At 63.4% G+C, this 16,491-nt stretch carries 17 protein-coding genes; 15 read left to right on the top strand and 2 right to left on the bottom strand.

The window, feature by feature from the left end; translation table 11 throughout:
- Positions 1 to 189: 189 nt before the first annotated feature.
- The 6 genes from MUO32_RS12100 (at position 190) to MUO32_RS12075 (ending at position 5,387) form a co-directional block, all read left to right on the top strand.
- Positions 190 to 675 carry a cobalamin biosynthesis protein gene (locus tag MUO32_RS12100; protein WP_257948546.1) on the top strand — a complete coding sequence of 162 codons (486 nt, stop codon included), beginning with the start codon at positions 190 to 192 and terminating at the stop codon, positions 673 to 675.
- Positions 675 to 1,517, top strand: a complete 843-nt coding sequence (gene cobA, locus MUO32_RS12095) for a uroporphyrinogen-III C-methyltransferase (RefSeq protein WP_257949209.1) — start codon at positions 675 to 677, stop codon at positions 1,515 to 1,517. Before MUO32_RS12100 ends, cobA begins: the two co-directional genes overlap by 1 nt.
- Entirely contained in the window at positions 1,514 to 2,818 is a 1,305-nt protein-coding gene (locus tag MUO32_RS12090; protein WP_257948545.1) for a cobyrinate a,c-diamide synthase, read from the top strand. The genes cobA and MUO32_RS12090 overlap by 4 nt, the downstream gene beginning before the upstream one ends.
- Complete coding sequence (gene cobD, locus MUO32_RS12085) at positions 2,815 to 3,822, top strand: threonine-phosphate decarboxylase CobD (protein WP_257948544.1); 1,008 nt, start codon at positions 2,815 to 2,817, stop codon at positions 3,820 to 3,822. The genes MUO32_RS12090 and cobD overlap by 4 nt, the downstream gene beginning before the upstream one ends.
- Before the next feature lie 3 nt (positions 3,823 to 3,825).
- Entirely contained in the window at positions 3,826 to 4,806 is a 981-nt protein-coding gene (gene cbiB, locus MUO32_RS12080) for an adenosylcobinamide-phosphate synthase CbiB (RefSeq protein ID WP_257948543.1), read from the top strand.
- A gap of 152 nt (positions 4,807 to 4,958) precedes the next feature.
- Positions 4,959 to 5,387, top strand: coding sequence for a L,D-transpeptidase (locus MUO32_RS12075; RefSeq protein WP_257948542.1), 429 nt, complete (start codon positions 4,959 to 4,961; stop codon positions 5,385 to 5,387).
- A gap of 63 nt (positions 5,388 to 5,450) precedes the next feature.
- Here MUO32_RS12075 and MUO32_RS12070 read toward each other — a convergent pair whose 3' ends face one another.
- Positions 5,451 to 6,176, bottom strand: a complete 726-nt coding sequence (locus tag MUO32_RS12070) for a Crp/Fnr family transcriptional regulator (RefSeq protein ID WP_257948541.1) — start codon at positions 6,174 to 6,176, stop codon at positions 5,451 to 5,453.
- 210 nt (positions 6,177 to 6,386) lie between these two features.
- Between MUO32_RS12070 and hemN the strand changes: the two genes are divergently transcribed.
- The 8 genes from hemN to MUO32_RS12030 all read left to right on the top strand — a co-directional run bounded on the left by hemN (position 6,387) and on the right by MUO32_RS12030 (position 14,172).
- Positions 6,387 to 7,736 (top strand): oxygen-independent coproporphyrinogen III oxidase, encoded by a 1,350-nt coding sequence (gene hemN, locus MUO32_RS12065; RefSeq protein ID WP_257948540.1) that lies wholly within the window; start codon positions 6,387 to 6,389, stop codon positions 7,734 to 7,736.
- Between the two features lie 124 nt (positions 7,737 to 7,860).
- Positions 7,861 to 8,145: an acyl carrier protein gene (locus tag MUO32_RS12060; RefSeq protein WP_150129872.1), complete on the top strand. Its 285-nt coding sequence runs from the start codon at positions 7,861 to 7,863 to the stop codon at positions 8,143 to 8,145.
- Between the two features lie 120 nt (positions 8,146 to 8,265).
- Positions 8,266 to 8,748 (top strand): 3-hydroxyacyl-ACP dehydratase FabZ family protein, encoded by a 483-nt coding sequence (locus MUO32_RS12055; RefSeq protein ID WP_257948539.1) that lies wholly within the window; start codon positions 8,266 to 8,268, stop codon positions 8,746 to 8,748.
- 1 nt (position 8,749) lies between these two features.
- The gene (locus MUO32_RS12050) at positions 8,750 to 9,943 is read left to right on the top strand and encodes a beta-ketoacyl-ACP synthase (RefSeq protein WP_257948538.1); all 1,194 of its coding nucleotides are present in this window, start codon (positions 8,750 to 8,752) and stop codon (positions 9,941 to 9,943) included.
- A gap of 10 nt (positions 9,944 to 9,953) precedes the next feature.
- Entirely contained in the window at positions 9,954 to 11,240 is a 1,287-nt protein-coding gene (locus MUO32_RS12045; RefSeq protein WP_257948537.1) for a beta-ketoacyl-ACP synthase, read from the top strand.
- Positions 11,241 to 11,253: 13 nt separating this feature from the next.
- Positions 11,254 to 12,282, top strand: a complete 1,029-nt coding sequence (locus MUO32_RS12040; protein WP_257948536.1) for a zinc-binding dehydrogenase — start codon at positions 11,254 to 11,256, stop codon at positions 12,280 to 12,282.
- Between the two features lie 10 nt (positions 12,283 to 12,292).
- Positions 12,293 to 13,222, top strand: coding sequence for a lipid A biosynthesis lauroyl acyltransferase (locus MUO32_RS12035; RefSeq protein WP_257949208.1), 930 nt, complete (start codon positions 12,293 to 12,295; stop codon positions 13,220 to 13,222).
- Positions 13,223 to 13,461: 239 nt separating this feature from the next.
- Entirely contained in the window at positions 13,462 to 14,172 is a 711-nt protein-coding gene (locus MUO32_RS12030) for a PAS domain-containing protein (protein WP_257948534.1), read from the top strand.
- A 3-nt stretch (positions 14,173 to 14,175) separates the two neighbouring features.
- Here the strand turns inward: MUO32_RS12030 and MUO32_RS12025 are convergent, their stop codons facing one another.
- Positions 14,176 to 14,658: a hemerythrin domain-containing protein gene (locus MUO32_RS12025; RefSeq protein WP_257948533.1), complete on the bottom strand. Its 483-nt coding sequence runs from the start codon at positions 14,656 to 14,658 to the stop codon at positions 14,176 to 14,178.
- 209 nt (positions 14,659 to 14,867) lie between these two features.
- On the opposite strand from MUO32_RS12025, the gene ccoN reads away from it, so the two are divergent.
- Positions 14,868 to 16,490, top strand: a complete 1,623-nt coding sequence (ccoN, locus tag MUO32_RS12020; protein ID WP_257948532.1) for a cytochrome-c oxidase, cbb3-type subunit I — start codon at positions 14,868 to 14,870, stop codon at positions 16,488 to 16,490.
- Position 16,491 lies beyond the last annotated feature (1 nt).

Here is a 16,491-nt window from a genome sequence, read left to right as displayed (position 1 = left end):
TCCGGCGTCTCGCATGCCGCAATCCGGTTTGACCGGCTTGCGGCCGTCCGGTACTAAGAGACATGCGACGGTGCCCGCCAGGCGGGCCGAGCGGTGTCCGGTGCGGCCGACCAAGACGGGGCCATAGCCGGAACTGTCGGAAGACGGCGAAGCCGGGCTCTTTCGCGTGGAATTTTGCGAGAGACCGCCATGCACGCTGAGGCCCCATCCCCCGGAACCGGACGTTTCCTCGTCCTTGGCCTTGGCTGCGAACGTGGCACTCCGTCTGCCGAAGCCCTGAACCTTTCCCTTGCCACGCTCGCGCGCCTTGGCGCGGTTCCCGACGATGTCGCCTTTGTCGCGACGCTGGATGCGCGTGCGGAAGAGCCGGCAATGCACGCGGTTGCCCGCCATTTCTCCGTGCCGCTGGTGACGTTTCCCGCCGCGCGCCTCGAAGCCGAGACGCCGCGCCTTGCCAACCCGTCCGCCATCGTCTTCGCCCATACCGGTTGCCACGGCGTCGCGGAGGCGGCCGCGCTGGCGCAGGCGGGCAAGGGCGGTCGGCTCGTCGCGGAAAAGACCAAGTCGCCCCATGCGACGGTGGCGATCGCCGAATCTTTCCAGTTGCTTGCCGTGGTTTCCTCGGGAGGCGATTCCGCTCCTTCGCATTGTGATTCAAGCCGGGAGCACGCGTGATGCAGACCCTCTTTTCCGCCCTCCCGCCGATGGAAAAGGGCAGCGTCTGGCTGGTCGGTGCCGGGCCCGGTGATCCCGGCCTTTTGACGCTGCATGCCGCGAACGCCCTGCAGCAGGCCGATGTCATCGTGCATGACGCTCTGGTCAATGCCGAGTGCCTGTCGCTTGCGCGCCCCGGCGCGGCGCTGGAATTTGCCGGCAAGCGCGGCGGCAAGCCCTCGCACAAGCAGCGCGACATCTCACTTCGGCTGGTCGAGCTGGCGCGCGCCGGGCATCGGGTGCTGCGCCTCAAGGGCGGCGACCCCTTCGTCTTCGGGCGCGGCGGCGAGGAGGCGCTGACACTGATCGAACACGGCATACCCTTCCGCATCGTTCCGGGCATCACCGCCGGTATCGGTGGACTTGCCTATGCCGGTATCCCCGTGACGCACCGCGAGGTGAACCACGCCGTTACCTTCCTCACCGGCCACGATTCGTCTGGTCTGGTGCCCGACCGCATCAACTGGGAAGGCATCGCCAAGGGCTCGCCCGTCATCGTCATGTACATGGCGATGAAGCATATCGGTCAGATCGCCGAAAACCTCATCGCCGCCGGCCGCTCGGCGCATGAGCCTGTCGCCTTCGTCTGCAATGCCGCGACCTCAGAGCAGCGGGTACTGGAAACGACGCTCGGCGGGGCCGAAGCCGATGTCGAGGCCGCCGGCATCGAACCTCCGGCTATCGTCGTGGTTGGCGAGGTGGTGCGTCTGCGGGCTTCGCTCGATTGGCTCGGTGCGCTGACGCAGGGCCGCAAGCTCGTGCCTGATCCGTTCGGCTCGCGAGACATGAAAGACCAGGCATGAGCGGTCTGCTGATCGCAGCGCCCGCGTCCGGCTCCGGCAAGACGACGGTGACGCTCGGGCTGGCGCGGGCACTTGCCGATGCGGGCGTGCCGCTCGTTTCCGGCAAGGCTGGGCCGGACTACATCGATCCCGCCTTCCATGCCGCCGCCAGCCGCCGCGCCTGCCTGAACTATGACCCCTGGGCCATGCGTCCCGAACTCATCCGCGCCAATGCCGCGATGCAGGCGGGCGAGGGGGACTTCCTGCTCGTCGAGGCGATGATGGGGCTTTTCGACGGTGCCGCCGACGGCACCGGTGCGCCGGCCGATCTTGCCACCACACTCGGCCTGCCGGTCGTGCTCGTCGTCGATTGCAGCCGCCTGTCGCAGTCCGTCGCCGCCATGGTGAAGGGCTATGCCGATTTCCGCAACGATATCCGCGTGGCCGGCGTCATCCTCAACAAGGTCGGCAGCCGGAAACACGAGATGATGCTGCGCGGTGCGCTGGACGCGAGCGGCATCGAGATTTTCGGCGTAGTGGAGCGGGATGCCGGGCTTGCCCTGCCGGAACGCCATCTCGGACTGGTACAAGCCGGCGAACATGGCGGGCTTGAGGGTTTTATCGCGCGTGCGGCGCAAATCGTGGCGCGCTGCTGTGATATCGAGCGCCTTCTGTCCGTTGCGGGACGCCATGCCCTTCCAAGGATATCGGCCGTTTCCCTGCTGCCGCCGCTCGGCCAGCACGTCGCCATAGCGCGCGACACCGCCTTTGCCTTCGCCTACGAGCATCTGCTGATGGGCTGGCGTTCTGCGGGGGCAAGCCTCAGCTTCTTCTCGCCCCTTGCCGACGAGATGCCCGCCGCCGATGCGGATGCTGTGTATCTGCCTGGCGGTTATCCGGAACTGCACGCCGAAACCCTTGCCAATGCCGGCCGTTTCCGCCTAGGCATGCAGGATGCGGCGCGCCGGGGCGCGCGCATCTATGGCGAATGCGGGGGCTACATGGTGTTGGGGGAAGGACTTGTTGCGGCGGATGGGTCCCGCTACGGCATGCTCGGCCTCCTGCCGCTTGTCACCAGCTTCGCCGAACGTCGCCGCCATCTCGGTTACCGCCTGGTCACGCCGCTTTCCGGCTCCGGCTTTACCGCGCCGATGACGGCGCATGAATTCCACTACTCGACCGTCGTGATGGAAGGCGAGGCGGACCGTCTCTTTGCCGTCAGGGACGCCATGGGTGAAGCGCTCGGCGATGCCGGTCTCCGCCGCGGCGCTGTCAGCGGCTCCTACATGCATCTCATCGACCTTGCGCCGGAGGCGGCATGAACGCGCCGCGCATCGTGCATGGCGGCGGGATCGCCGCTGCCGCCGCACGCTTCGGCGGCAGGCCGGAAGACTGGCTGGACCTGTCCACGGGCATCAATCCGTCTCCCGTCGCGCTTCCCGCGATCGACGTCGCCGCCTGGCATCGCCTGCCGGATCGATACAGGCAGGACGAGGCCCGCGCCGCCGCCGCCTGCTACTACGCCACGCCCCACGCTCTGCCGCTGCCCGTACCCGGCACGCAGTCGGTCATCCAGCTTCTGCCGCGCCTGGTTCCCGCCGGCCAGCGTGCGGCTGTGCTGTCGCCGACCTATGGCGAATACGCCCGCGTGCTGGACAATGCCGGCGTCGCGGTGGATCGCGTCGCAAGCCTTCACGATATCACCGACGCCCATGGCCTCGTCGTCGTCGTCAATCCGAACAATCCCACCGGTCACCTGATCGATCGGGACACATTGCTTGCGCTTCATGCGCGCCTTTCGGGCAAAGGCGGTCTGTTGATCGTGGATGAGGCCTTCGGCGACATGCAGCCGGAAACCTGCATCGCGCCGCTTGCCGGCGACGACATGCCAGGCCTTCTGGTCTTCCGCTCCTTCGGCAAATTCTTCGGCCTTGCCGGCCTGCGCCTTGGCTTTGTCATTGGCGAAAGCGCCGTGCTCGATCGTATCGAGGATGGTCTCGGCCCCTGGGCCGTCTCGGGACCGGCATTGACCATCGCGACAAAGCTGATGACGTCGGACACAGGGTCTATTCGCGACGCCATCACGGCGCGCAAAGCGGCACTTGATGCCACGCTCACCGCCGCCGGTCTTGATGTCATCGGCGGCACCGGGCTCTTCTCGCTGGTCGAGCACCCGGATGCTGCGGCCATCCAAGAACATCTCTGCCGTCGCCGTATCCTCGTGCGCCCCTTCGACTACAATCCGCATTGGTTGCGCTTCGGTCTCGCCGCTGACAGCCGGGGCGATGAGCGTCTTGCTGCGGCGCTCGCGGACAGAGCGGGCTGACCGATGACCGCCACGCTGCTCATCCTGTTCTTCGCGCTGGTCCTCGATCGCCTCGTCGGTGACCCGGACAAGGTGTGGCGGCGCGTGTCGCATCCCGTCGTCCTGTTCGGCCGGGCGATCGGGGTGATGGACAAGCTCTTCAACGGCAAGCGGCTTTCCGCCGATACGAAGCGCTTCAACGGCGCGGCAGTCATTGCTGTGCTGCTGGCCGCCAGTCTGTTCCTGGGCTTCGTCGTTCACGCGCTGCTCGTGCGGCTTGGCGTTCTCGGCGTGGTTGCCGAAGTCGTCATCGTCGCGATCCTCCTCGCCCAGAAGAGCCTGCACGACCATGTTCGGGCCGTCTCCACAGGCCTCAAGCGCGGCGGCGTCGATGGCGGGCGACAGGCGGTTTCGATGATCGTCGGGCGCGATCCGGCAACACTCGACGAGCCTGCCATCTGCCGCGCCGGCATCGAGAGCCTTGCCGAGAATTTTTCCGACGGCGTGGTGGCGCCGGCGCTCTGGTATGCGCTGCTCGGCCTGCCGGGCCTCTTCGCCTACAAGATGCTGAACACCGCCGATTCCATGATCGGCCACAAGAATGCGAAATATCTCGATTTCGGCTGGGCTTCCGCCCGGCTGGACGATCTTGCCAACTGGCCCGCCGCGCGGGCGTCCATCCTCTTCATCGCGGCTGGGGCATGGCTGCGCAAAAGCAGGGCGGCGGCGCGTGCGGCAATCGGCACGGCGCTGCGCGATGCCGGCCTTCACCGCTCGCCCAATTCCGGCTGGCCGGAAGCGGCCATGGCGGGCGCCGTCGGCGTCGGTCTTGCCGGCCCGCGCATCTATGGCGGCGCGCGTGTCGACGAACCCATGATGAATGCGAGCGGCCGCACGATTGCGACGGTCGCCGACATCGATCTTTCCTTGCGGATTTTCTCTGCCGCCTGCGCCAGTCTTGCCGGCGCTGTCCTGCTCGCAGCACTTCTCGTGGCTTTGCTTTGAGCGCAGCCCTCGTCGGTCGATAAAATTTTACGCCTTAACTTCGTTTTCTTTTCGCCACCCCCGTCAATATTGCGGAAGGCTGAAACGTCTATATTCTGTCTCGTCGTGAGACATGGCCTCGAAGCCATGCAGAAGCGTTTAGAGGGGAAGTCATGCGTACCTTGTTTGCGACTGCCGTCGCGTTCCTTCTTGTCTTGTTTCAGACCGAGGCTGCACTGTCAGCCAACCTCGTCGCCCAGATCAGCATTTCTTCGCAAACCATGGTCGTTACTCAGAATGGCATGGTAAAATATCGCTGGCGCGTATCGACAGGCCGCCAGGGTTACGGCACGCCGACGGGCAGCTGGTCGGCAAAATGGGCATCGCGCAACCATCGTTCGCGCAAATACAACAATGCGCCCATGCCGTTCGCGGTGTTCTTCAAGGGCGGTTATGCGGTTCACGCGACCTACGAGACGAAGCGTCTCGGCCGCCCGGCCTCGCATGGCTGCGTGCGCCTGCACCCGAACAACGCGGCGACCTTCTTTCAGATGGCAAACCGCAATGGGTTGTCCAATACGAAGATCGTGATCACGCGCTAGGCATTTCCGGGAAAAGCGGTTGCCGGTTTTCCGCACGGAAGCGCATCGAGATAAATGAACGCCTCAGTCGTTGCCGGCATAGCGCATCAGCCGGTCCATGTCGGGAACGGTGACATGCCGGTTGTTTTCGATGCGGATGACGTTTTCCTTGCGCAGCTTGGTGAACTGGCGGCTGACTGTCTCGATGGTCAGCCCGAGGAAGTCGGCGATATCGGCGCGCGAGAGCGGCAGGTCGAAAGCCGACATGTCGACGCTTTCGGGGTCGATATGGGTGGCGATGAGGTAGAGGAAGCTTGCGACCTTCTCCTGCGCCGTCTTGCGGCCCAGCGTCAGCATCCAGTCGCGCGCCTCGTCCAGCTCCTTGAGCGCCTGCTGGTGCAGCATGTGCTCCAGTTCCGGCGTCCTTTTGACAAGCCGGTCGAGCACGTTGCGCGGGAAGTTGCAGACTTCGCTGTCGGTGGCGGCTTCCGCCGTGATGGCGCTTTCCGTCAGGAAGGGGCGGCCGAGGAAGTCGGGCGCGAACTGCAGGCCGACGATCTGCTGGCGACCATCCGCCATGATCTTCGTCAACTTCACGACGCCGCGCATGATGTTGGAATAGTTCACAACCGTCTCGCCCTGGCCGATCACCTCGGCGCCGGTTTCCAGGCGATGGCGGAAGGAATGCTTGTTGAGTTCGGTCAACTGCTCGGCCGAAAGCGCGCTACAGACACCGCCATGGCGCGCCTCACAGGCGCGACAGACGAGCGGAATATCGGAATTATGGATATCTTGGCGGCGAACTTCCATAGCGGCTTTTCCTTTCGCCCGGCGGCTAAGCGGCGCAATATTGCCGTGCTATCGCACGCAGCCATGAACTTAAAGCGTACCGTCCAGCGGCAAAAGAGCGCTTCCTGACTATTGTCAAATCCTAGCGCAAGCATTCCGGCTTGCACTTGATCAAAATCAAATGGCGCACAGGTTCTTCGGGTTATTTCCTTCGCGAGTTAGGAGAGACCCATGCAGGACAACCTCGTACAACGCCTTTCGTCGCCGGTTCCGCGCTATACAAGCTATCCGACCGCGCCGCATTTCAACGAAAGTATCGGACCGGAGGTCTATTCCGACTGGCTGGCATCGCTTTCGGCGGCGAATCGCCTCTCGCTCTATGTGCACATCCCCTATTGCGATCGACTTTGCTGGTTCTGCGCCTGCCATACCAAGCAGACGCTGCGCTACGAGCCGGTCGAGGCCTATCTCAAAGGGCTCCATGCCGAGATCGGTGGCATTGGCGGTCGCGTCGCGAAAGATGCGCCTGTTACCGCGCTGCATTTCGGCGGCGGCTCGCCCACATTGCTGCGGCCAGATGACATGCGCGCGCTAAAAACCTGTCTCGATGCAAATTTCACCTTCGCTGACGACGCCGAGATTTCCGTCGAGATGGATCCGAATGATCTCGATGACGAAAGGCACGACGCGCTCGCCGATATCGGCATGACACGCGCCAGCCTCGGCATCCAGGATTTCGATCCGAAGGTTCAGAAGGCGATCAACCGCATCCAGACTTTCGAGCAGACGCGCGGTGTGGTGGAGGCGGCGCGGGTAAGAGGTGTGCGCTCGGTCAATTGCGACATTCTCTATGGCCTGCCGTTCCAGACCATGGAAACGCTTGGCGAAACCGTCCGCGCCGTCATCTCGCTGGCACCGGATCGCATCGCGCTCTTCGGCTACGCCCATGTGCCCTGGATGAAGAAGCACCAGACGATGATCGACGAGGCGGCCTTGCCCGGTGTTGTCGAGCGCTTCGGCCAGATGCGGATGGCGGCGGAGATGCTGCTGGCGGCAGGCTACGAGGCTGTAGGCATCGACCATTTCGCGTTGCCCGCCGACCGACTTGCCGTAGCGGCGCGAAACGGCACGCTCCGCCGCAATTTCCAGGGTTACACCGACGATCAGGCGGACGCGCTGATCGGGCTCGGCGCTTCGGCCATCGGCCAGCTGCCGCAGGGCTATATCCAGAACATGCCGGCAACGAGCGAATATCTGCGCCGGGCGGCGGAGGGCGGCATCGTCGCCGTGCGCGGCTATGCCCTGACGGAAGAGGACCGTGCCCGCGCCTTCGTCATCGAGCGCGTCATGTGCGATTTCGGCTTTTCCTTTGCGGATGTCGCAACCCGTTTCCCCGCATTTTCCCGCCTGATAAGGGCCGAGGCGAACGCCTTTGCCGCCTCCGACAGGGATGGTCTCTGCCGTATCGAGGGCGACTGCTTCCTGTTGACGGCGACGGGCCGACCTTTCGCGCGGACCGTTGCGGCAGTCTTCGACGCGCATCTTTCGAGTGGCCGGGGCCGGCATTCCATGGCCGTCTGATCGTCGGGGCGGCCATGCTGTTTGCGCAACACAGCCGCGTGCAGTACGCAGGGCCCTCATCAACCCCATTGGCAATCGCGTCTGTTTTCCCTATAGGATCGGCCCAACTATAGATTCATGAGGTATGGGCGTGACTGCTACATTCGACAAGGTTGCCGACATCATTGCTGAGACGAGCGAGATCGATCGCGAGACGATCACTCCGGACAGCCACACCATCGACGATCTCGGCATCGACAGCCTTGATTTCCTCGACATCGTTTTTGCGATCGACAAGGAATTCGGCATCAAGATTCCGCTTGAAAAGTGGACGCAGGACGTCAACGAAGGCAAGGTCGCGACGGAAGAATATTTCGTCCTGAAGAACCTCTGCGCGAAGATCGACGAACTGCGGGCTGCCAAGGCCTGAGGCGAGACCGCCCGGCTGCGTTAGCGGCTCTGTTCCGGGCGATCCCGGTGCACAGGACACATGGCCTGCCGTCTTCGGCAGGCCTTTCGATTTCCGGACCCTGCCAGGGACGACAATCCGATGTTGCTTGAATATTTCCAGATGATCGACCGCGTGGAAGCCGTTGACGGCGCGCGCCGCGTGCTCAACGCCCGCTCGGTCGTGCCTTCCAAGAGCCCGGTCTTCGAAGGGCATTTTCCCGGCATGCCGCTCGTTCCGGGCGTGCTTCTCATCGAGACCATGGCGCAGGCCTCCGGTTTCCTAGTGCTGGCGGCGACCGATTTCGCGGCGATGCCCTTCCTGATGAGTGTCGACGGCGCCAAGATGCGCACCTTCGTCGAGCCGGACGCCGTGCTCGACATCGAGGCCGTGCTGGAGCATGACGGTTCGGGTTATGCCGTGACCAAGACGCGGATTACCTCCGCCGGCAAGAAAGTCTGCGATGCACAGCTGAAGCTGCGCACCATGCCGTTTGCCGAAGTGCCGCTGGCGGACATCGTTCGCAAGCGCGCGGGCGAGGTGGGTTTGTTCGAGGCGCTCGCAGCGTCTGCTGAAGGGAACTAACATGGCGAACAACGATGTGGTGATCACGGGCGTCGGCATCGTCACCTGTCAGGGTGTCGGGGCCGAGGCCCATGTGGCGATCCTCGGTGCTGCGACGGCGCCGGGTTTGAAGATCGAGACGGAGCGCTTCGCGCCCTATCCGGTGCACCCGATGCCCGAGATCGACTGGAACCAGCAGATCGCCAAGCGCGGCGACCAGCGCCAGATGGAGAACTGGCAGCGTCTCGGCGTCTTCACCGCCGGTCTCGCACTCGATGACGCCGGCTTCAAGGACGATGCCGAAGCCTGCGGCACAATGGACATGATCGTCGCGGCCGGCGGCGGCGAGCGCGATATCAATGTCGACTCGCTGATCGTCGACGAAGGCCTGAAGCGTAACGACCGCGAACGTCTGCTCAACGAGAAGCTGACGACGGAACTGCGTCCGACGCTCTTCCTCGCCCAGCTTTCCAATCTGCTCGCCGGCAACATTTCCATCGTGCACAAGGTCACCGGTTCCTCCCGCACCTTCATGGGCGAGGAAGCGGCGGGCATCAGCGCCGTCGAAACCGCTTTCCACCGTATCCGCTCCGGCCAGTCGACGCATACGCTCGTCGGCAGTGCGCTGGTTGCAGAGCGCCAGGACGTCATCCTGCTCTATGAAGCCATCGGCGCCCATGCGACGGGCGGCTGGGCGCCGCTCTGGTCGCGTGACGAAAATGCCGGTGGCGGCATCATCACGGGCACGGCGGCAGCTTTCCTCATTCTCGAATCCCGCGAACATGCTGAAGCGCGCGGTGCGCGCATCTATGCGACCATCGACGCCATTGGAGGCGATCGCGGCGCGCGCGACGACGGCCGGCTCGAAACCCGCCTCGAGCGTCTCGCCGAAGGCGCGGAAGCCGGGGCGGGGACCGTGGTCTTCTCCGGCGCATCCGGCGAACATGGCGCGACGGCCCGGGAAAAGACCTGGCTCGACAGCCGTTTTGCCGGCAGCCCGGTGCGCGGCTTCAGCGCCGTCACCGGCCAGGCGCTCGAGGCGCAGTTTCCGCTCGGCCTCGCGCTCGCCGCGCTGACGCTCGGCGCGGGCATCACGGTCGCTCCGTTCGAAACGGCGGCCGAGGCCGCCATGGACGCTGCCGCCAGGACGGCTGTCGTCACGACGGTCGGTCATTCGCGCGGCGAGGGCGTCGCTATCCTTTCGGCAGAGAAGTGAGGTTCCGGCCATGACGAAAGCCGCATACAGGGATCATCTCGGTCGCCCCATCGTTGCCGTGACAGGCATGGGCGTCGTCACTTCGCTCGGGCAGGGCCTCAAGGACAATTGGGCCGCGCTGACGGGCGGCGTGTCCGGCATCCACGATATCACGCGCTTCCCGGTCGACGGGCTGAACACTCGCATTTCCGGCACGGTCGATTTCATCACCGTTCCCAACGAGAACCCGGTCGAGCGCTCTTACGCCTACGCCCGCGAAACGACGGACGAGGCGCTGGCGCAGGCCGGTATTTCCGGTGAGTTCGGCGGCCCGCTCTTCCTCGCCGCGCCGCCGATCGAGCCCGACTGGCGTGACCGTTTCGCGCTCGCAGACCGCGCGCCGCCATCGCAGCGTCCCGGCGACGCCTATGACCGTTTCCTCGCTGTTTTGCGCGAGAAGGCCGAGCCGGCCTTGCATGAGGCCTGGGCTTTCGGCTCGATTTCCGAGCGCCTTGCCGACCGCTATGGCACGCGCGGCCTGCCGGTGACCCTGTCGACCGCCTGTGCCTCGGGTGCCACCGCCATCCAGCTCGGCGTCGAGGCGATCCGCCAGGGCCGTACAGACCGCGCGCTGACCGTCGGCACCGACGGTTCGGTCACGGCCGAAGCCCTCATTCGCTTCGCGCTGCTTTCCGCCCTTTCGACGCAGAACGACCCGCCGACCAAGGCATCCAAGCCGTTCAGCAAGGATCGCGACGGCTTCGTCATCGCCGAGGGTGCGGCGACGCTCGTGCTGGAATCGTTGGAATCGGCGATTGCTCGCGGTGCCAAGGTGCTGGGCATTCTCAAGGGCTGCGGGGAGAAGGCCGACCATTTCCATCGCACACGCTCCTCGCCGGATGGCGGCCCGGCAATCGCGACCATCAGGGCTGCGCTGGAAGACGCCGGCATCGACGAGAGCGGCATCGGCTACATCAATGCCCACGGCACATCGACGCCGGAAAACGACAAGATGGAGTATCTCTCCATGTCGACCGTGTTCGGCGACAAGCTGGCGGGCATCGCGGTGTCGTCCAACAAGTCGATGATCGGCCATACGCTGACGGCGGCCGGTGCGGTCGAGGCAGTGTTCTCGATTCAGACCATGCTGACCGGTACGCTGCCGCCCACCATCAACTACACGAACCCCGACCCGACGATCCTTCTCGACGTCGTGCCGAACGTGAAGCGCGATGCGCGCGTCACGGCCGTTCTTTCCAACTCCTTCGGCTTCGGCGGCCAGAACGCCAGCCTCGTGATGACGGCCGAGCCGGCCTGATAGGAATTTGCCCATGCGTGCCCTGCAGCTTCTCGACGACCGCAAGCTCGAACTGACCGACATCCCGGAACCGGATGCTCCCGGCCCCGGCGAAGTGACGCTGCGCGTCAAAGCCGTCGCGCTCAACCATATCGACGTCTGGGGCTGGCGCGGCATGGCCTTTGCCAAGCGCAAGATGCCGCTGGTCATCGGCGCGGAAGCCGCCGGCGTCGTTGAAACGCTCGGTCCGGGTGTGTCCAACGTGCTGCCCGGCCAGCTCGTCTCGATCTACGGCGCGCGCACCTGCGGCCTTTGCAAGCCTTGCCGCGAGAAGCGCGACAATCTCTGCGAACATGTCGGCGGCGTGCACGGCTTCCATCTCGATGGCTTCGCGCAGGAGAAGGTCAATCTTCCCGCCCGCCTGCTGGTCCCGGCACCGCCCGGCATCGATGCGGTCGCGGCGGCGCTTGCGCCGGTCACCTTCGGCACGGTCGAGCACATGCTGTTCGACAACGCCAAGCTTCAGCCCGGCGAAACGATCCTCGTCCATGCCGGTGGCTCCGGCATCGGCACGGCCGCGATCCAGCTTGCCAAAAAGACCGGCTGCACCGTCATTACGACCGTCGGCTCCAACGACAAGATCGAGAAGGCCAAGGCGCTCGGCGCCGACCACGTCATCAACTATCGCGAAGACCGCTTCGAGGGCGTGGTGCGCAAGCTGACCAAGAAGAAGGGCGTCGACGTCGTCTTCGAACATGTCGGCAAGGACACCTGGGCAGGCTCCATGCTCTGCATGAAGCGCGGCGGCCGCCTCGTCACCTGCGGCTCCACCTCGGGCGTCTCCACGGACATGAACCTGATGATGCTCTTCCAGCAGCAGTTGAAGCTGCTCGGCTCCTTCGGCTGCCGCATGGAAAACATGGCTGACGCCATGCAGAAGATGGCGCGCGGCGTCGTGCACCCGGTCATCGATACCGAAATTACCTTCGACGGTATCGCCACCGCGCTGGAGCGTATGGAATCGCGCCAGATCTTCGGCAAGATCGTCCTCAGACTGGATTGATCCCATGAAGATGCTGGTCACACGTCTTGTCCTGGCGCTGCGCAACACCAAGGACTGGCTGGTGGCGCAGTTCGCCTTCGGTCTGCTCAATTTGCTAAAACTGTTCCCGGCGGATGGGGCGATCAACTTCGCCGACCGCCTGGTGCGCTGGATCGGCCCCAAGACGGGCCGCCACACGCTGACGCTGACCAATCTGCGCAATGCCTTTCCGGAAAAATCCGAGGCTGACATCCAGGCGATCGCGCTTGACGCCTGGGGCAATATGGGCCGGCTTGCCGCCGAATATGTCTTCCTCGACAAGTTGTTCGATTTCGATCCCGAAAAGACGACGCCGGGCCGCATCGAAGTGTCCGGCATCCCACTCTTCGTGGATCTTCGCGACAATCCGCGCCCCTTCATCGTCTTCACCGCCCATACCGGCAATTTCGAGCTTCTTCCGGTCGCGGGCGCTGCCTTCGGCCTGGATGTGACGGTGCTTTTTCGCCCGCCCAACAATCCCTACGTCGCCGACAAGGTGTTCGAGTTCCGCCGCGCGCGCATGGGCCATCTCGTGCCCTCGCATGCCGGCTCCTCCTTCACGCTGGCGCGCAAGCTGGATGGCGGCGGGCCGGTGGGTGTGCTTGTCGACCAGAAGTTCACCAAGGGCCTGCCGACGCAGTTCTTCGGGCGCGACGTGCAGACCAATCCGCTGCTGGCCAAGCTGGTGCGCCAGTTCGATTGCGAGGTCTATCCGGCGCGCTGCATCCGCCTGCCGGGCAATCGTTACCGGCTGGAGCTGGAGCCGGCGATGGCGATCCCGCGCAAGGAGAACGGTGCTGTCGATGTCGATGCGACGGCGCAGATGCTGAACGACAAGGTCGAGCAATGGGTGCGGGAATATCCCGGCCAATGGCTCTGGTATCATGACCGTTGGAATATCAAGCGCACCCTTATTACTTGAGTGCTTATCATTTCTTTCTTCACGCTCAATTTTGAACGTGTTCATTATTCCAAAAATACGCAATTTTATCAAATATGGGTTTGACATCCTCCTCTGCGCTGTTACCATTTTGCTAATGTAAGCGCTTTGGATAGCGAAATTCAGGGAGGTGACGGTCAAAACCGTATCTTATTTCCGGACAGATTGAATAATGTAAGTGATCAAATTGCTGTAGATTTCAGCAATTCAGGGAGCATGAATTGAAAGCTCTTGTAGAGTTGTTCTGGTTTAAGTATTCGCAACTCCAGCATGCAATAAAGACTGGAAATGAGAGACTCGTTTCCATGCTGGACAGGGAAATCGAACCGGCGCTGGCAGCCGTACTACACAAGGAGGCCGCTGACGTCTCCGACCTCAAGATCCAATTCCAGTTCGTGGTGGAGCTGCTTCGCGAAGAGGCAGAGGACAAGGCCTGCGTGCTCCGGCAGGCGCATAATTTCAAGCTTCTGCTGGATCGCTATTTCGGCGCCGATGAGACTGTACGCCCCTTTCGCGTCGAGTTTCCCGAGGCAGGCCGTCCCGTCATGTCGCCGCGTGTGGTGGAGGATGGCCTGATCAACGAGGCAATCCTCGACAGCTTGCCAGACCGGGTGGCGGTCATAACGACGGATTACCGCTATCTCTATTCCAACCCGCTGAATGCCGAGAGCTTGTGCGAGAAGCCCATGGATCTCGTTGGCCGGCACATTGCCGAATTTGTCGGTGTTCAGCGGTTCGAGTCGCGCGTCAAGCGACACCTGGACCGCTGTTTTGCGGGAGAGATCGTCGAATACAACTATATTTCTCCGCGTCCGGGCTCGATCGCCACGCGCTGCCGCATGACACCCTGCATGTCGGCAGCCGGAAATGTGCTCGGCGCAATCCTTGTGCTGCAGCCGATGCAGGAAGCGCGCGGACCGATCGCGGCCTGAGGATCAGGACGCCAGCCGGTCCCCGCGCAGCATGAACTGCTGTTCGAAGGCGATGTGACGCCGGATCGATTCGAAGAAGCCGCGGAGCATGTAGCCCGCGGCTTCTGCGTTGACCGTGCCGTCGCCGCTGCCCAGCCGCGTCAGCGTATCGGTCAGTTCTTCCGCAAAACATTCGTCTTCGACATGCTCGAATTTCAGCCGCGCGATGGAGGAGGCGAGCTCCCCGTCGCTGGAGTTTCGACGCTCCAGAAGCGGGAATACGGCTTCCTCTTCATAGCGATGCACGCCATTCACCAGTGGAATCAATGATTTGGCGGCGTATATGCACTTCTGCCGGTTGACGTTGGCCGGCAGGCTGTCGGCGATTTCCTCAAGCGCAGTGCAGAGCGTCAGCTGGGCGTCGTGGGCTTTCTTCAGCCAGTCGAGCGAAACGGCGTCCGTCGGGCGATCCGAAAGCAGCCGGGCGATACCATTGTAATCCGTCATCTCGTGTTCCCTCGTTTGGGAAGGGCCGCGGCGTCTCACGACGCGCGGCTGCGTCAACCTGTCCTTTGATGCCGCCGGCTTCCGTCTCGCGCCTTGATCCATGTCAAGGATGCTTCCTTGCGCATCTGCGAAGGCTCAATCGAGCGCAAAGGCCGATTCCGTGTGGGAGCCGGTCGATGCGGGACCTTGACGAGTTGGGGGATGCCAACGTGAAATACTTGACCGAAACGATTATCCTTGCCGTAGGGGCGTTTCTCGCCCTTCTCGGCGCGGCCTTTGCCCATGACCGGCTCTTCGAGAGCCATATGTGGGTTCTCTTCTTCGTGCTCCTCGGGGCGACGATTCTCATGGTGCGGCACATCACTTTCGCGCCCGCATCGCCCGCTCTACCCTCGCACGCTGGTGACGGCTATTTCGACGAGGTCATCAAGTACGGTGTCATCGCGACAGTGTTCTGGGGCGTCGTCGGCTTCCTGATCGGCGTCGTTGTCGCTGCGCAGCTGGCCTTTCCCGATCTCAATATCGAGCCGTGGCTCAACTTCGGCCGCGTGCGCCCGCTGCACACCTCGGCGGTCATCTTCGCCTTCTGCGGCAACGCGTTGATCGCGACTTCGTTCTATGTCGTGCAGCGCACCTCGCGCGCCCGCCTTTTCGGCGGCAATCTCGGCTGGTTCGTGTTCTGGGGCTATCAGCTCTTCATCATCATGGCCGCCACCGGCTATCTGCTCGGCATCACGCAGGGCAGGGAATATGCCGAGCCGGAATGGTATGTCGACATCTGGCTGACCATCGTCTGGGTCGCCTATCTGATCGTCTTCCTCGGCACGATCATGACCCGCAAGGAACCCCACATCTATGTGGCGAACTGGTTCTTTCTCGCCTTCATCGTCACTGTTGCGATGCTGCACATCGTCAACAACCTGGCCGTCCCGGTCTCGTTCCTTGGCGTGAAGAGCTATTCGGCATTCTCGGGCGTGCAGGATGCGCTGACCCAGTGGTGGTACGGCCACAACGCCGTCGGCTTCTTCCTGACGGCCGGCTTCCTCGGCATGATGTACTATTTCGTGCCCAAGCAGGTGAACCGGCCGGTCTATTCCTACCGCCTGTCGATCATCCACTTCTGGGCCCTGATCTTCATGTACATCTGGGCCGGCCCGCACCACCTGCACTATACGGCGCTGCCGGACTGGGCGCAGACACTCGGCATGGTCTTCTCCATCATGCTCTGGATGCCCTCGTGGGGCGGCATGATCAACGGCCTGATGACGCTCCAGGGCGCCTGGGACAAGATCCGTACCGACCCGATCGTGCGCATGATGGTCATGGCCATCGCCTTCTACGGCATGGCGACCTTCGAAGGGCCGATGATGTCGATCAAGTCGGTCAATTCGCTCAGCCACTACACGGACTGGACGATCGGCCACGTGCATTCGGGTGCGCTCGGATGGAACGGCCTCATCACCTTCGGCGCGGTCTACTTCCTCGTGCCGAAACTGTGGAAGCGTGAGCGGCTCTACTCGATCCGCATGGTCAACTGGCACTTCTGGCTCGCCACCCTCGGCATCGTCGTCTACGCCGCCGTCATGTGGGTTGCCGGCATCCAGCAAGGCCTGATGTGGCGCGAATACGACGAGCAGGGCTTCCTGGTCTACTCGTTCGCCGAAACGATCGCCGCCATGTTCCCCTACTACGTGCTGCGTGCCGTCGGCGGTGGGCTGTTCCTGCTGGGTGCGCTCATCATGGCCTACAACGTGACCATGACAATCCTCGGCTACCAGCGTGACGAGGCCCCGATCCCGGGTGCCACGCCCGCGCTCCAGCCGGCCGAATAGG

The organism is Shinella sp. CPCC 101442 (assembly GCF_024704725.1).
Taxonomy (GTDB): domain Bacteria; phylum Pseudomonadota; class Alphaproteobacteria; order Rhizobiales; family Rhizobiaceae; genus Shinella.
This window is presented reverse-complemented; position numbering and strand designations above follow the sequence as displayed.

Bases quoted from the DNA above. Each gene is read 5' to 3' on its own strand.
- hemN (WP_257948540.1), top strand. From the start codon at position 6,387: ATGCAGGACAACCTCGTACAACGCCTTTCGTCGCCGGTTCCGCGCTAT.
- MUO32_RS12075 (WP_257948542.1), top strand. From the start codon at position 4,959: ATGCGTACCTTGTTTGCGACTGCCGTCGCGTTCCTTCTTGTCTTGTTT.
- MUO32_RS12060 (WP_150129872.1), top strand. From the start codon at position 7,861: ATGGGCGTGACTGCTACATTCGACAAGGTTGCCGACATCATTGCTGAG.
- MUO32_RS12055 (WP_257948539.1), top strand. From the start codon at position 8,266: ATGTTGCTTGAATATTTCCAGATGATCGACCGCGTGGAAGCCGTTGAC.
- MUO32_RS12040 (WP_257948536.1), top strand. From the start codon at position 11,254: ATGCGTGCCCTGCAGCTTCTCGACGACCGCAAGCTCGAACTGACCGAC.
- MUO32_RS12025 (WP_257948533.1), bottom strand. From the start codon at position 14,658: ATGACGGATTACAATGGTATCGCCCGGCTGCTTTCGGATCGCCCGACG.
- MUO32_RS12050 (WP_257948538.1), top strand. From the start codon at position 8,750: ATGGCGAACAACGATGTGGTGATCACGGGCGTCGGCATCGTCACCTGT.
- MUO32_RS12090 (WP_257948545.1), top strand. From the start codon at position 1,514: ATGAGCGGTCTGCTGATCGCAGCGCCCGCGTCCGGCTCCGGCAAGACG.
- cbiB (WP_257948543.1), top strand. From the start codon at position 3,826: ATGACCGCCACGCTGCTCATCCTGTTCTTCGCGCTGGTCCTCGATCGC.
- cobA (WP_257949209.1), top strand. From the start codon at position 675: ATGCAGACCCTCTTTTCCGCCCTCCCGCCGATGGAAAAGGGCAGCGTC.
- MUO32_RS12100 (WP_257948546.1), top strand. From the start codon at position 190: ATGCACGCTGAGGCCCCATCCCCCGGAACCGGACGTTTCCTCGTCCTT.
- MUO32_RS12045 (WP_257948537.1), top strand. From the start codon at position 9,954: ATGACGAAAGCCGCATACAGGGATCATCTCGGTCGCCCCATCGTTGCC.
- cobD (WP_257948544.1), top strand. From the start codon at position 2,815: ATGAACGCGCCGCGCATCGTGCATGGCGGCGGGATCGCCGCTGCCGCC.
- MUO32_RS12070 (WP_257948541.1), bottom strand. From the start codon at position 6,176: ATGGAAGTTCGCCGCCAAGATATCCATAATTCCGATATTCCGCTCGTC.
- MUO32_RS12035 (WP_257949208.1), top strand. From the start codon at position 12,293: ATGCTGGTCACACGTCTTGTCCTGGCGCTGCGCAACACCAAGGACTGG.